At 44.1% G+C, this 14,342-nt stretch carries 14 protein-coding genes; 6 read left to right on the top strand and 8 right to left on the bottom strand.

What is annotated here, in order from left to right:
* Positions 1-6: 6 nt before the first annotated feature.
* Positions 7-549, bottom strand: coding sequence for a cytochrome b6-f complex iron-sulfur subunit (gene petC, locus F6K53_RS17220; RefSeq protein WP_293025481.1), 543 nt, complete (start codon positions 547-549; stop codon positions 7-9).
* A gap of 239 nt (positions 550-788) precedes the next feature.
* Between petC and F6K53_RS17215 the strand changes: the two genes are divergently transcribed.
* Positions 789-1,106: a DUF3067 family protein gene (locus tag F6K53_RS17215; RefSeq protein ID WP_293057168.1), complete on the top strand. Its 318-nt coding sequence runs from the start codon at positions 789-791 to the stop codon at positions 1,104-1,106.
* Between the two features lie 191 nt (positions 1,107-1,297).
* Here the strand turns inward: F6K53_RS17215 and F6K53_RS17210 are convergent, their stop codons facing one another.
* The gene (locus tag F6K53_RS17210) at positions 1,298-1,462 is read right to left on the bottom strand and encodes a hypothetical protein (RefSeq protein WP_293025485.1); all 165 of its coding nucleotides are present in this window, start codon (positions 1,460-1,462) and stop codon (positions 1,298-1,300) included.
* A 1-nt stretch (position 1,463) separates the two neighbouring features.
* On the opposite strand from F6K53_RS17210, the gene F6K53_RS17205 reads away from it, so the two are divergent.
* The gene (locus tag F6K53_RS17205; RefSeq protein ID WP_293081409.1) at positions 1,464-1,595 is read left to right on the top strand and encodes a hypothetical protein; all 132 of its coding nucleotides are present in this window, start codon (positions 1,464-1,466) and stop codon (positions 1,593-1,595) included.
* A 63-nt stretch (positions 1,596-1,658) separates the two neighbouring features.
* On the opposite strand, the gene F6K53_RS17200 is transcribed toward F6K53_RS17205, so the two are convergent.
* Positions 1,659-7,592 (bottom strand): translocation/assembly module TamB domain-containing protein, encoded by a 5,934-nt coding sequence (locus tag F6K53_RS17200; RefSeq protein WP_293081406.1) that lies wholly within the window; start codon positions 7,590-7,592, stop codon positions 1,659-1,661.
* Here F6K53_RS17200 and F6K53_RS17195 point away from each other — a divergent pair.
* Positions 7,585-7,935 carry a hypothetical protein gene (locus F6K53_RS17195; protein ID WP_293025491.1) on the top strand — a complete coding sequence of 117 codons (351 nt, stop codon included), beginning with the start codon at positions 7,585-7,587 and terminating at the stop codon, positions 7,933-7,935. The genes F6K53_RS17200 and F6K53_RS17195 overlap by 8 nt on opposite strands.
* Positions 7,936-7,975: 40 nt before the next feature.
* Here the strand turns inward: F6K53_RS17195 and F6K53_RS17190 are convergent, their stop codons facing one another.
* The 3 genes from F6K53_RS17190 to F6K53_RS17180 form a co-directional block, all read right to left on the bottom strand.
* Positions 7,976-9,655 carry a glycosyltransferase family 39 protein gene (locus tag F6K53_RS17190; protein WP_293071708.1) on the bottom strand — a complete coding sequence of 560 codons (1,680 nt, stop codon included), beginning with the start codon at positions 9,653-9,655 and terminating at the stop codon, positions 7,976-7,978.
* A gap of 14 nt (positions 9,656-9,669) precedes the next feature.
* The gene (locus F6K53_RS17185; protein ID WP_293025493.1) at positions 9,670-9,810 is read right to left on the bottom strand and encodes a hypothetical protein; all 141 of its coding nucleotides are present in this window, start codon (positions 9,808-9,810) and stop codon (positions 9,670-9,672) included.
* Positions 9,811-10,085: 275 nt separating this feature from the next.
* Positions 10,086-11,021, bottom strand: coding sequence for a phosphorylase (locus tag F6K53_RS17180; protein ID WP_293040986.1), 936 nt, complete (start codon positions 11,019-11,021; stop codon positions 10,086-10,088).
* Positions 11,022-11,524: 503 nt separating this feature from the next.
* On the opposite strand from F6K53_RS17180, the gene F6K53_RS17175 reads away from it, so the two are divergent.
* Positions 11,525-12,172: a Uma2 family endonuclease gene (locus tag F6K53_RS17175; RefSeq protein ID WP_293047990.1), complete on the top strand. Its 648-nt coding sequence runs from the start codon at positions 11,525-11,527 to the stop codon at positions 12,170-12,172.
* A 347-nt stretch (positions 12,173-12,519) separates the two neighbouring features.
* Positions 12,520-13,437: a Uma2 family endonuclease gene (locus F6K53_RS17170; protein WP_293047995.1), complete on the top strand. Its 918-nt coding sequence runs from the start codon at positions 12,520-12,522 to the stop codon at positions 13,435-13,437.
* Here F6K53_RS17170 and F6K53_RS17165 read toward each other — a convergent pair.
* Positions 13,409-13,585, bottom strand: coding sequence for a hypothetical protein (locus F6K53_RS17165; RefSeq protein WP_293047998.1), 177 nt, complete (start codon positions 13,583-13,585; stop codon positions 13,409-13,411). The two genes, F6K53_RS17170 and F6K53_RS17165, sit on opposite strands and share 29 nt — an antisense overlap.
* On the opposite strand from F6K53_RS17165, the gene F6K53_RS17160 reads away from it, so the two are divergent.
* Positions 13,573-13,827, top strand: coding sequence for a hypothetical protein (locus F6K53_RS17160; RefSeq protein ID WP_293081404.1), 255 nt, complete (start codon positions 13,573-13,575; stop codon positions 13,825-13,827). The two genes, F6K53_RS17165 and F6K53_RS17160, sit on opposite strands and share 13 nt — an antisense overlap.
* Here F6K53_RS17160 and cutA read toward each other — a convergent pair.
* On the bottom strand, positions 13,817-14,137 hold the full coding sequence (cutA, locus tag F6K53_RS17155; RefSeq protein ID WP_293026556.1) for a divalent-cation tolerance protein CutA: 321 nt from the start codon (positions 14,135-14,137) through the stop codon (positions 13,817-13,819). The two genes, F6K53_RS17160 and cutA, sit on opposite strands and share 11 nt — an antisense overlap.
* Between the last annotated feature and the right edge of the window lie 205 nt (positions 14,138-14,342).

Below are 14,342 nucleotides of genomic sequence, written 5' to 3'. Positions count from 1 at the left end.
GAGCAATTAACTCCACCAGGGGTTTTCACCAGTGCGGAAATCAGTTTCTTTCCAGGTGCTGAAGACTAGGGTGTCGTTTTCTGTTACCGTGGCGTGTGCCAAAGCTAGAGACAAAGGCGCTGGTCCACGTACTACCTTGCCAGTATTGTCATACTGGGATCCATGGCAAGGACAGATGAACCGGTTCTTGCTAGCATTCCAAGGTACAACACAGCCTAAGTGAGTGCAAACCGCGTTGAGACCGTAAGCCTCAAGACCTTGATCTTCAGTAACAATCACATAGGTGGGGTCCCCTTTGAGACCTTGAGTCAGGGTGCGATCGCCTACATTGTGACTAGCTAAAAACTCGCTGACCTTGATGTCATTGCCCAAAGCATCTTTAGCTGTGACACCACCACCAGCCCCACCACTGGATGGGGGGATAAAATACTTAACGATTGGGTAGAGAGCTCCAACAAATGTGCCGGTAATTGTCCCAAACGCCAAGAGGTTCATAAATTGGCGACGCCCCATATCTGGAACGTCTGGAGAGCCAGAAGCTTGAGCCATAACTGAACGCCTAAAGGTATACTTTTTTTACAATTCTGGGAAAATTACCAGAATTTTTTGAACCCTGTTTTTATAACTGTAGTGTAATTTAACCACTGGACAGGGTTGCCCAAATCCCTGCAATATAAGGATTCACGGCTTGAACTATAAGTATTATTACATTCTTTTACGCTTTATCATAAAGTTAAGAAGCGTTGTATTTGTAACAAAATGTAAACATTAAGTTAGGGCAACAGGCTATGACAGGACAGGACTTGCACCAACTCCTGCTCAATAAGTGGGGACGCTCCTATGACATCCAGATTCGGAGGACTCAAGGGAAAATCTTTGTTCAGGTGATGTGGAAGTATCTGGAGCAGCAATCCTTCCCCCTTTCTGAAGCTGAGTACCTAGAGCATTTAGATACAGTAGCCAACTATATCCGAGGTTGGGGAGGAGCCAGCCAGGTGCAACAGTTCATTAACAACACCCGTGAGCGTCCACGACTAGGCAAAGTGGTCAGTATTCCCATAGAACTAGGTGAGCGGTCCTCAGAATGGATGCTAGAGGATTTTTAGGGAGTAGGGAGTAGGGAGTAGGGTGTGGGGTGTGGGGTGTGGGTAGTAGGGAGGTGTGGGTAGTTTAGACAACGGCCAAAAATCTCGAACTATTAAATTCTACCGTTCGCGTAGCGTGGCCATAGGCCAAAGAAGTTTATGTTAAGCTGACGGCTTGGTCTGAGGGGATTGGTGCTGTATTGGGAGCTAGATCAGGGATGAGCTTTTTGGGCTTGGGGGATGCGATCGCATTTCATAGAATTGTCTGGCCGATTAGTCTCAGTCTTAGAGTTCCCCCCACTGTTGGTCAGAGGAACACCTGTGATCAACGGGTGCATCTGATTAAAGCTGTTTGACCCGGTGGGTGGAACAGGCATCTTGCCTGTTGCAATTTTCCGGCGGGCTGTCTCAACGCCTCTTACCCCGATTCCCGATTCCCGATTCCCGATTCCCGATTCCCGATTCCCGATTCCCGATTCCCGATTCCCGATTCCCAATTCTAAATTCTAAATTCTTAATTCTAAATTCTTAATTCTAAATTCTTAATTCTTAATTCTTAATTCTTAATTCTAATTAAAATCGATTTTCATACTCGACAATTATCTTAGTATCATCTGAAAAATTTGTAGCGCCGCGTAGCAAAACTTCTTCATTAACTCGATAGCGCAAGTTGTACTGAATTGGCTGATCATTAGTTAACACTTTTAACAACGAAAATGATAAATTATTAGTAATATTAATTCCTGCTTCAGCACCTAGCTCTAAGCTATCAGTGCGTCTATTATCATCTGTAACTGTAGTAGGGAAAATGCGAAACTCATCTAATCCTGCGGCATCACCAATCAGGTTGCTGACATTACTCAGTAGTGCTGAGCCAGCCAGGTTTGCCAAACCCAAGGTAGTATTGCCTCGACCCAAGGTATCCACAAAGCCACCCCCTAATAGAGCAACAATTTCCCCTTCACTACGTTTTGGCATACTATTAAGTTCCACTCGGTCAAAGAGCTGACTTGCTCGCCCTTTTACTTTTGCTTGAACCCGAATAGTTTCTGTAGTGCCAAAATTAGTTGGGCTATCGCTAATTTCATTAGCAAAGGTTTCACTGGTAATGGGTTGTTTCCTAGACTCAATTACTGATGCCACCATCTGCACATCTAACTCTGGGTCTCTGCCAAGAGTGGCTACAAATCGAGCGTTGTTGTTGTAATTTTTATCAAGACGAAACTGAGTGGTAAAGAGATTGACCTGACCGCGCAGCAGCTGAATGGTTCCTTCTGGTCTAATATCGCTCATGTCCCCATTAATTAGAAGGGTACCGCTGGCGAGAAAATCTAATACTGGTAGCTGTCGAACTAGGATATTTTTACCTAAGGTTAACTGTAAGTTATTGAACTCGATTAGTTCGTCACCAGCCGATCCGCTACTCCCGATCGGGGCAGTTTGAGATTCAGAAATCGGTACTCGACCATCAAACAATTCGATGTAACCACCAATTCTAGGATTAAACAGAGTCCCAGTAATGATGGTCTGACCTTGAACACCACCACTGTAAATCCCTTTGAGATTGATGGCTAGTTGATTCAGGTCAACGGTGAGGGGATTCTCTAATGGTCTAGCTAGGTCTCGCAATGGCAAATTCCCTACCGCTACTAATTTACCACCACCAAAATTCCCTTGTAAGGTGTCTACAATTTCCATCCGGTTGAAGTTAAACCGGATTTTGCCATTAACTTCTGTCAGGGGTTCCGGTAAGGCTTGGGCAGCAATGGTAGCGTCTTGTACATTAATGTTACCAATAACGGTAAGTTGCTCCAGTTGCTCTCGCCAATCTTGGTCTTGGTCAAAGGTACCGGAAATATCTAAATCTACTTGTCCTTTACCATCAACCCAAGTGATTTGTTGATTGGTAAGCATGTTCAATCGGGCAAGTCCTTCGTTTTGAACCGTCAGTTGTACACTAACTTGCCGATTTTCTGGCTCTACTTCGGCAAAGGGTAACTTGTAGGGGATTTTGGCATTTACAGTTAGGGGTTCAGACTCTTTGGTCAGAAAACTTTGGGCAAAGACGTTCAACCGCGCATTGTTGTAACTAAAGCTGCCTTTGATGGATTCGAGGGGTGTTCGGTTTAGGCTGGCATCCACTACAGATATTGCTCCCCTAGCTTGGGGATTGCTTAGACTTCCATAAAAGTCCGCTGTGGCATCAACAAATCCTCCGTAACCAACAGAAGCTGGAAATTTGAACACTTCTCTAATCAGGGAAACCGGGACGTTCTTTAGCTTGAGCTGACCCGATGGACCTTGTTCACCGATACTACCGGACAAGGTGGCTAGGCTCTGACCCGATTGAATCCGCACAGGTAAAAGATTCAGTACCCCTTCTTCAAAATTCCCTTGGGCAATAATTGTCTCAGCTTTATAGGAACCCCACTGCCAGTTTTCCCCTTGGAAATTAAATTTGGCACGGATGCCATCTTTGACTGAACCTTCCATACTGATACTGCCAGTAAAACCACCATTGATCTCGGTAAGCTCTGGTAACAGAAAGCTCTCTTGACGCTGCTGGCGTTGCTTCTCTAGGAGGGTGACTATTTCTGACATCCGCCGCAGAGGTTGTTTGAGCTTATTTTGTGGGTTACCTACTCCAGTAACGGCAAGATCAGCGGCTGTGCCGTAGACGGGCGCTTGCAAGCCTCGACCTAGGTCAGTGATCTCAAATAGTTGTAGGGTAGTCAGAACATCCTGGATTTCTCCGAGCTTAGCCTGGAGTTCTCCTTTAAATTCTGGTCCGTTGGGGGTTTGGGTGACGTTGGCAGCAAATAAGTATTGACTATCACCTTTTTTACCTTTTTCAAACAAGCCATTGGTCAGAGTCATCGTCCCTTGCTGGTATTGGAAAAAGCCTTGTAACAGCTTACCTCTGAGGTTGTCAAAGATGGGATTTTCGATCGCAATTTTACCGGATGACCCAAAGGTCTTGAGGTTGAGACCAATCTGCCCAGATATCTCTCCCGCCAAGGGTTTGCTTAACCATGGTTCGAGGTTTTTCCCGTCTACCATACCACTACTCAAAGCCAGACTCTTAATGGTATTGATGGGGAAATTCTTTACGGTCATTTGTAGCTCATCCCCTGACCGAATCCCAGTAGCAGTTTTGTTCTGATACTGCAGCAAAAAGGATACGGGTTGGTAATTGGGGTTTAGCACCACCTCCAGTTTGTCTTGATTACCTGCTAGCTGGAGATTTACCCCTGACTTTGGTGCTATACTCACTCGACCTGTCAGTAAGGATTCAAACTCCAGGGGACCAGCAAAAAAGTACCGCAGTCTTAAGTCACCGTTAATTGTCGGAGCTTGAGGAGTACCAGCAATGCGACCGTTAAAACCGACTAAGCCTCCTAAATTGAACGCATCAGGCAGGTCAGCCGGTAATCGTTGCAAATTCAAATCCTGTGCTTGTACCTGGAAATCAAAGGTCTTAATTGCTTGTAAGCCCTGACTGCCTGGGTTTAGATTGACAAAACCATTAGCATTGAATCCCTCGGCTGTGGCTTCTTTAATCTCTAGCTTTTGACCATTCCAGTCAAAGGATGTGGCTAGGGAACGCTCAAGTATAGAAATGCCTTCACTAAAATTCAGCTTACCCTTAGCTTGGATTGCTGACAGAGCTGTATCTGGTGTCAATAGCAACGGAGCAGAAATATTGACACTGCCATTGAGACGTCCTCGTAAATCAGGATTAATCTCCCACAACTTGAGATTAGTAGGCTGGAAAACTCCCTGAAATTTACCATTGCTAAACTCAGCTGTTCCTAGTAATTGACCACCAGCAACCTTGAGTTGTCCAGACCCTTTGCCCTTAATGGCGTCAATGGTTAAATTAGTTAGATTACCAGAGACAGTGACATTCCCGGAAAGAGGGCCATTGAATTGGGGCGGGACCGGAGCAAGAGCACCCAAGTCGAGCTTAGAGGTTTGTACCTTGGCCTGGAAGTTACCATTGGCAATATCGATTTGAGAAGCCTGAATTCTACCCCCTTCCACATCTAAAGTACCAGACCCACTAGCAGTAATACTGCTAGGACTTACCGAATCTAGATTCCCTGAGATGGTAAACTCTCCGGACGCTGGACCGTCGAATTGCGATGGTATTGGTCCGAGACGACCTAACTGGAGATTGGATGCTACGACTTGAGCTTTGAAGTTGCCTTTAGCGATATCGACAGCATCAGCTTTAATGGTTCCTCCTGCTAGGTCTAAACTGCCAGACCCACTAGCAGTAATGGTGCTAGGACTGACCGAATCCACATTCCCTGAGATGGTAAACTCCCCGGAAGCTGGACCGTCGAATTGCGGAGGTATTGGTGCGAGACGACCTAACTTGACCTTGGATGCAACTACTTGAGCTTTGAAGTTGCCTTTAGCGATATCGACAGCATCAGCTTTAATGGTTCCTCCTGCTACATCTAAACTACCAGACCCACTAGCGGTAATGGTACTAGGACTGACCGAATCCACATTCCCTGAGATGGTAAACTCCCCGGACGCTGGACCGTTGAATTGCGGTGGTATTGGTGCGAGACGACCTAACTTGAGATTGGATGCGACTACTTGAGCTTGGAACTGGCCTTTAGCGATCGCGATCGCATCAGCTTTAATAGTCCCTGCTGCGACATCTAAACTACCAGACCCACTAGCGGTAATCGTGCTAGGACTAAAAGACTTGACATTCCCTGAGATAGTCAACTCCCCTGAGATGGGACCTTTAAATTCAGAGGGTACTGGTGCTAAGGCTTCTAGAGGAAGATCAGAGGCTTGGACTAGGGTAGAAAAACCACCATTGATCAGTTTTACATTAGTAGCACGCAAGGTACCACCATCAACCGTCACGCTGCCGTAACCGCTGGCACGGAGGGTTTCTGGTTGGAAAGAATCAAGGCGACCGGACAGATTAAATTGACCATTGAACGGTCCGGAGAATTGTGGCGGTAGAGATTGTGCAGGCAAGGTTTTTAGGATTGGTGCCACGGAAATATTCTTAGCTTCTACTAACCCCTGCCAGCGCCCAGCCCCCACTTGAAAATTAGTAGCTCTGAGAACACCATCACCGATGGGCAGATTAGCATAACCAGTGGCACGAAAATTCTCGGGCTTGTCAAGGGGAGAAAAGATCTGGGTTCTGCCATAAATTCGACCCAGAGGAATGGGTAGATTAAATCCATACTGTTTTGCGATCGCATTCGCTGGCACATTCACAGCTTTGAGATCAAATACTGCCCCCCCCTGATCCATAAATTTGATATCCCCCTTGCCTGTGACTAAGCCACCCACTGTTGGTTTTGCCTGCAAGTTTCTAATGGCCAGCTCAGTATTAATAACGGTAAAGTCAGCAGTAATATAGCTGAAGTTCACCTGGTCAAGGGTGGCGGCAGTGGTGGTAAACGCCTCTCCAATCACAATCGGGTTGTCGATAGCTCCAGTGACCTTAAACGTAGCCTGTGCTTTACCTAAAGTAGTTACTGGTAGCTCTTTGATGCCAAAGGTCTGTGCATACTGCTGTATCTGAACCGGTTCGCTTGTTGCTCTGAGCTTGTACCCTGACTCAATATCCAGCATTCCCCCAATTTGGGCAGGTACTTGACCGAATCGGGAAGTTATGTTATTGAGCCAAATCTGACTCCCTCGAAAGCTCAGCTTACCTTTGCTTTCAGTGAACAGTTGGGGCAAGGGTTCTAAGCGGGCGGTGGTGTCGGAAAAGTTAATCGTACCCCAATACTGCCAAGGCTGTTCAGCATTATTCCGTTGTATTCTCAGGTTGCCACCCAGTTTACCCCCTTGAAGCTTCAGGGGAATCAGAAGTACTTTACTAACCTCTGCCGCACTCACGTTATCGACATCAAGGTGCAAGTCAGTTTTTTCTTGAGAGAGGCGGTAATCTCCCTTAACCTTTAAATTTCCCCCAGTTAACGGCTGACTATTTACATCAAAGCGAATCAGCTGACCTCCGTCGAGAAATTTACTTTTCCCCCGAACCTCAGTAAATCTCATCGGTGGTTCTTTGATGCCCACTTGAGATCTTGGCACCACCACCACATCCGCATCCCGCCACCGCACCACCTTTGGGTCTACCTTAAACGCAGAATCTTGGGCAGTTTGTGTAAATGCTGTAGACACCCAGTTTAAATCTTTGTCCTGTTCAACATATATATTAGGTTCAACTAGGGTTACATCTAGTTCTAGGGTTCTGGTAAACAGCAGTTTAACGGGGTTATAGCTTACCTTCACTGCCTCGGTAACAAGATGATCGGGATCCGTAGGGGTAGCTGGTATTTCCGAAGAACCAAACCTTACACCATTTAGGGAAAAGCCCTCCACTGGTCCGACATTGACTTTCCGGTTAAGAAAGCTAGATAAATTTTTCTCTACCGTTGGTGCTAATTGCTTCTGGATGAAATACCAAGCAAAAAGGCTTCCGCCCCCTATCCCAGAAACTAGAATCATGACCATAAGCATGAAGACCGGACGTAGCAGCCTCTGCCAAAAACCTGTACTTACCGTAGGTTCTGGAGTATTTTCCGGAGTAGGCTCTGGTAGATTACCAGGATTGGGAGAGTTACTCATCTTGATTGGTTTGCACCTTACAACTGGAGTTCCGAGGGAATATGGGGGCATCGTCATCTTAATTTATCAGGGAAATACAGGGAGTAGGGGTATCAGTTATAGGTGCCGAATACCAAGTGCTTTTCAAGAGGATCTCACCATTCCCAATCATGATTGGGAAGAAGGGGAAGAGGGGGAGGAGATGGAAGAAGGTGCTGTGTCCCAATGGTGTGAATGCAACTCGGGATAAGGCAGATAATACTACTACTTTTTTGATCTGACGAAGATCCCTATCTTGATAGTTTCCAGAGCCAAGATTGATCGGTAGGTTTAACGCTATACTTATAGGTGGTTTCAATTCCCTGGCGCAATTCCTCTGACGGTCGATAAAGTAAAACATTTTCGAAACCCTCCGGAATCTCCGGGATGTTGGTAGAGCTATTGGATTTATCCAATAACATCAGCTGTACATCCGGACGAAGTAGATGACACAGAGATAGAACCCTACCGGGAATTTCATTACTGATCAAGAGTGGTTGTGGGATTTGATTAATCCAAGCTGCTACCGGGGGATTATTGCGACTCTTCGCATAGCTCTTGTGCCACCAAACTGGCAGTTGAGAGCTGACTATACAGGAGAGTATGCCGCTAAATGCCAGAGCAATTGCTATAGACTTCCAAGTTTTAGGATTTTGTCGGGTTTTTACCATGGGCACTATGTCATGGTCACCCCTTACTTGCTGATTTTGCCTATCTTCGGGATTTGCTAAATTTCCATCAATCATTCCCTTGGTATATTTTCCTGAGTTTTTGGCTTCGGTTGTCAGGAAATAAGCAATAGCTAACTGAATGCCTAGATAACAGGGAATAGCATAGCGAGTAATGCTAGAACGGCGACCACCTAATAGCACATCTGGACCGATTAGAGCAATTCCTGTCACTCCAATTAAGGTAATAATAAATACCCAAGCATGCTGAGGAGCTTGACGACAAAGATAGTAGAGGGCGTAGCCTGCTAAAAATAAACTTAGATAGTGGAGGGGACTCAAAGGATGGATGCCTTGGTTAACATCAAAGAAAATCCGACTGAGGTTTAAGGTCCAAAATAGGGGTAAGAAGCCTGAACGACTATGATTAACTGAGTCAGTATTAGCGATAAATTTGGATAAATTAGTGATAACAATGATTAGCCAAGGTGAGAATAGCAGTATTCCTCCTAAGGAGGCTAGTAAATAGCTAGTTACCCGCTTACTCCACCGACCACCTTCGGTAATTAATACATACAATCCCTGTCCAATTAAAACAAAGGCTGAGAAAGGGTGAGTATAAAGTGCTAAGGCAACAGTAAAGCTATAGATAATCCATCGATAATTTTTTTTGATGAATTGCTTTCTCCTATAATAATTCATTGCCCATAATAGGACTGCACTAGAAAGCAAAATGGTAACGGTCCATAAACTATATTCTCGGGCTTCTTGGGCATACAAAACATGAAAGGGAGAAATAGCAATTATGGCAACAGCTACCCAGCCGATTAATTTTGAACCAAATAGTTCTAAGCACAGCCAGTAAGCACAGGGCAATGCTAATAAGCTAATTATTACTGATAGCAGTCTGATCGTTCCTACGGAATTGCCAAAGGTTTGTAACCATAACCTAGCCATTAGGTAGTAAAGGGGAGAATGTTCGGGATTACCGGCTAGGGAATTAATAGTGTCATTGATATCTCTTTCAGTATTAGGAAATTGGTACTGTTTCAACAATTTTTCTACGCTGATAATCTGACCATCGAAAATTGTTTCTACTAGTTCGGTTCGAGTGTGACCAGAAATTCTAATGGAGGTCATTGTCTCGTCGTACCAGTAAACTTTACGGTCTAGGTTGTAAAATCTAAAGACTACTCCCAGTACGATTACGATGATCAGTAAATTTCTGAACCAGATAGAATCAAGAGTAATTTTATTGATCATGCTAACTACGATAATTAGGGGATAATTGAAACTATAGCAAAGGGAACAGGGAATAGGGAACAGGGAACAGGGAGTAGGGAGTAGGGAGTAGGGAGCAGGGAGCAGGCAGAAATAGGAAAGAGATCCAAATAGTTTTTGATGTTATGAGCAATCATCAAGATTGCTCATGATATATTTATAATAGCTATAGTAAAGATGGTTTTAAGGGAATTAGCATCAAAGATGACTGTACCTCATAACTGCGATCAACGCACTGTATAACTATAAAAATACTAATTTTAAATTAATACTTAACAATTGGGTATTATAGCGTTTTTCATCATGATGAGATACATTCAAGTTTCTTCCCCCTACTCCCTACTCCCTACTCCCTACTCCCTACTCCCTACTCCCTACTCCCTACTCCCTATTCCCTATTCCCTTTCCTTAATTACCAATTAACGGCAACGTTTCTCAAAATTGTCATGGGACCATGGTCTTTCAGACGTTTCATTTGCTCTTGGTTTCGGACTAGGAGAGCTCCGGCAAATCCGAGGGAGTTGACACCAATTGACTGGAAATCTGCTTGAGAACGGGGTAAAAGCAACATCCATTGCCTTGTGGCGAGGAGATTGTAGGCACCGGATTGCTTGTTACCATTGGCATTATTCCATGGCAAGCCGACTGCACTAAGTAATCTATGGTACAACTTGAGGGTGGCTTGAGCAGCATCCCACGGGGATTTTACCCAACTAGGGTCAAGCTGAACAATAGCATGGATGAAGGGTAGGGTTGGGATGGTGCCAACAGAGTCCTGAAAGCTAGCTGATGCGATCGCATTTTCGATCGGGATGTTAACTCCTTCAGGGGCTAGGGGCAGAGGAACTAGTTGCAAGTGCTTGTGTCGTTGACTCGCACCACCAATCTTTCCAGCATTATAGAATGCCAAGCCATCAATTTCGGCAAGACATGCCCACATAGCAGCAAAATCCTGCAAAGTCAGCCAAGTATCTTGCTCCTCGAAAGCACGGGTTATGATCAGCAGGTGATGGTCAACTACGTTGTATTTGTTCAACAGACACAGGTGGGTGTCGGAAAGGTCTGCTACAAATAAATCTTGTTCGTAGGGAAGAAAAGGGTTGAAATCCTTGGATGAAGTAGCTGTTTTTTCCTCTTGCTTCTTTTTGGCTTTGTCTTTCCGTACCAGATTAGACAAAATCCGCACCAGGAAGCGAATACCCTCCTGTTCTACGAATTCGTATTCTGTCGCTATGGAGTGGAGTGCTTTACATTCAATAGCGTGTTCAGTTTGTGCTTTCAGTTTCGGCCACAATGTACCTGGTTCTAGTACTAGTGTTCCTTCGGCAATTGGTTGTTCCTGAGTCATAGCGATCGCATTTCCTTCAGCTTCTATGGCAATTTTAAATCATTTGTCAAAAAGCAAGCCTATGCGCTACGCGCACGCTGCTTGAGGTGCCGTCAGCTGTCAGCTGTCAGCTAAATGCTTAAACTAAACCTCGAATAGGGAGCAGGGACTTCGGAGCAGGGACTTCGGAGCAGGGGGAAGAAAGTTGACTGTACCTATTTAGAATAATAAACGCTATTATCTTATTGATTAACGTAAAAAAAAATAACCCTATAAATTTAAAATAAAGTAACTATTTAAAAATATAAACTACCATATTTAGTTGAAACAAAATGTAAAATTAATTTATAATAAAAAAAACTGACCCCTTTGCTACTACTCCCTACTCCCTACTCCCTACTCCCTACTCCCTACTCCCTACTCCCTACTCCCTACTCCCTACTCCCTAAAACCCAGTAAAAAGTCCCTCAACCAATTGAGCACTGCTATATATAAAAGTAATCCTAAAGAGGTAATCCCATCCCATGATCACAGGAAATTATGAACTGGCTGAACAGCGGGTAATTTGCAACAATGTCAGTTGGCATATCTTTGAACAATTACTCACAGAATTAGGAGAAGACCGCTCCACTCGCTTGGCTTACGATGACGGAAGATTAGAAATTATGACTCCCTTAGGCCCCCATGAAAATAATAACCGCTTTATTGAACGCTTGATTGGTGCGATCGCTGATGAATTAAATCTAACTATCAAAACCTTTGGCTCCTTGACTCTTAAGCGAGAAACACGGTTAAAAGGTGCAGAACCTGACTCCTGTTACTATCTCCAAAATGAGCCATTGGTAAGACATAAGCAAACCATTAATTTAGATCATGACCCACCGCCTGATTTAGTCTTAGAAGTCGATATCACCAGTGGTTCTTTAGATAAGCGTCCTATTTATGCAGCGCTTGGTGTCCCTGAATTGTGGCGTTATAATGGACAAAAATTAGAAGTTTTTGTGCTACAACAACCGATTTTAATTTATAATCAAGTAAATCAGAGTCCAACCTTCCCTTGGATGCCTTTGAATGCTATTCCTAGGTTTATTAACCAAAGTTTAGTCGATGGCGAAACAGCAACATTACGGGCGTTTAGGGCTTGGGTTAGAAAACAAAATAATTTGGATTGAAGTTTTATAGTAGTTATCAATTGGGTGAGGTATACAATTTCTGGATTTTAGGGAACAGGGAACAGGGAACAGGGAGCAGGGAGCAGGGAGCAGGGGGAAGAAAATTGAATGTACCTGATCAGGATAATAAACGTTATAATATTAGCGATTAACATTCAAAAAATAAGACTATAAATTGAAATTACAACAAATAAATTATAATAAATTTATGTTCAATAATTTTTTATAATAAAAACAACTCTGATATCTTTCCTACTATTCCCGATTCCCTACTCCCTACTCCCGATTCCCGATTCCCTACTCCCTACTCCCTACTCCCGATTCCCTACTCCCTACTCCCTAAAAAAATGACTAAAAACTTGATTCCCCAAAGTGAAGCTCCTGCCTCTCCTAAAGAAACGCTACCTAGCATGTATGACCTGCCAAGTGAGAATCCGGAGGAACCTGGTTTGGCAGACGAATTTCACGATTTACAACCAGAATTATTAAGTCGCACCTTTCGTTGTCAGTATTACCCTTCTGAGGAAGTATTTATTGGTACAGATTTAAATCTTTACTATGATGTGCGCCATCCTCAATGGTATAAACGCCCGGATTGGTTTTTAGTAGTGGGAGTTCCCCGTTTATACGAAGGCACTGATATTAGATCTAGCTATGTAATTTGGCAAGAAGGAGTTAATCCCTTTATAATTGTAGAATTGCTATCACCGACAACTGCAAAAGACGACTTGGGGGATAACCTAGATCAAGAATCTCAAGCATCTATAAGAGTTGATGGAAATAGTGATAAGATTAAACTACAAGATAGTAATAAAACTAGTAATAGTAGCAGTGAGCGTACCCATCAAACTATTCCTTCCAAGTGGGAAGTCTATGAGCAACGATTACGGGTACCTTATTATCTCGTGTTTAGTCGCTATACCAACCAAATTCGGTTTTTCAAATTAATCGGAGCTGGTTACCAAGAGCAAGGGATTTTAGCTGACCCACCCCAGATTTGGATTCCAGAACTAGACATAGGTGTGGGATTGTGGTGGGGAGAGTATGCTGGCATAACTCGTAATTGGTTGCGCTGGTGTGATGGTTCGGGAAATTGGCTTCTGACTGATACCGAACAGGAACGGGAAGCAAAAGAACAAGCCCAGCAACAAGTGAAACAGATTATAGTCAATCTGTTGCAATCAGGGATGGATGTTGAACAAGTTGCTAATATCACTGGAGTTGATCGGGAGGAAATTAGATCATGTTCAGATAATCAGTTATAAAAACATAGCTTCCTTCTGCTAGGGAATCGGGAATCGGGAATCGGGAATCGGGAATCGGGAATAAGGATATAATTATAACTATGGCGTTGCTTAATAATGGAAGGATTTTAATAGTTTTGTGGAATGGGCATCTTGGTGGAACTGGCATCTTGTGTAGAACTGGCATCTTGTGTAGAACTGGCATCTTGTGTAGAACTGGCATCTTGTGTAGAACTGGCATCTTGTGTAGAACTGGCATCTTGTGTAGAACTGGCATCTTGTGTAGAACTGGCATCTTGCCAGTTTCCTCCTTATTTTCGCGCGGGCAGGATGCCCACTCTACTCCTATTCATTCGAAGACTGACGCAACGCCCCAACTATTGCCAGAAATTACCGGATTTTAGGCAATAGCGACATTATTAATCAGCCAAGCTGCATACTGTTCGTTGACATGCTGTGTACTTAGTACCACAAATTCAGGGGTATCGTAGGGATGATAATTAGTTACAGTCTGCTCTGCTTTAGAGATCAGCTCCGTAGTTGTTTTGATTACTAGCAGCACTTCAGAAGAGGACTCAACCTCACCCTCCCACCAATAAACTGAAGAGATCCCGGGAATAATGTTCACACATGCTGCCTCTCTACGCTGGAGAAGCTGATTAGACAGATCATGGGCAACAGCATTATCAGGACAGGTGACAAGGATTAAAACGATGTTCATGCTTTTGCTCAATTTTTTTTGACCCGGGAATATATTAAACCAGATTCCGCACTTTAAAATGTTTTACACAGAAAACGGGTGAACTACCACGACCTACTTTGTAGAGGTCGTGGCTTCCAACTTCACGGAAGAATGCCTTAACTTGGACGGGCGTCCACGTCTTGGTCTTACTTCTTCTCCATTGGCGTTAACCTCCCCCGTCCCA

It is taken from the genome of Moorena sp. SIO4A1 (assembly GCF_010672065.1).
GTDB lineage: Bacteria > Cyanobacteriota > Cyanobacteriia > Cyanobacteriales > Coleofasciculaceae > Moorena.
The sequence above is the reverse complement of the archived record's forward strand: the minus strand, read 5'-3'. Positions and strand labels throughout refer to the sequence as shown.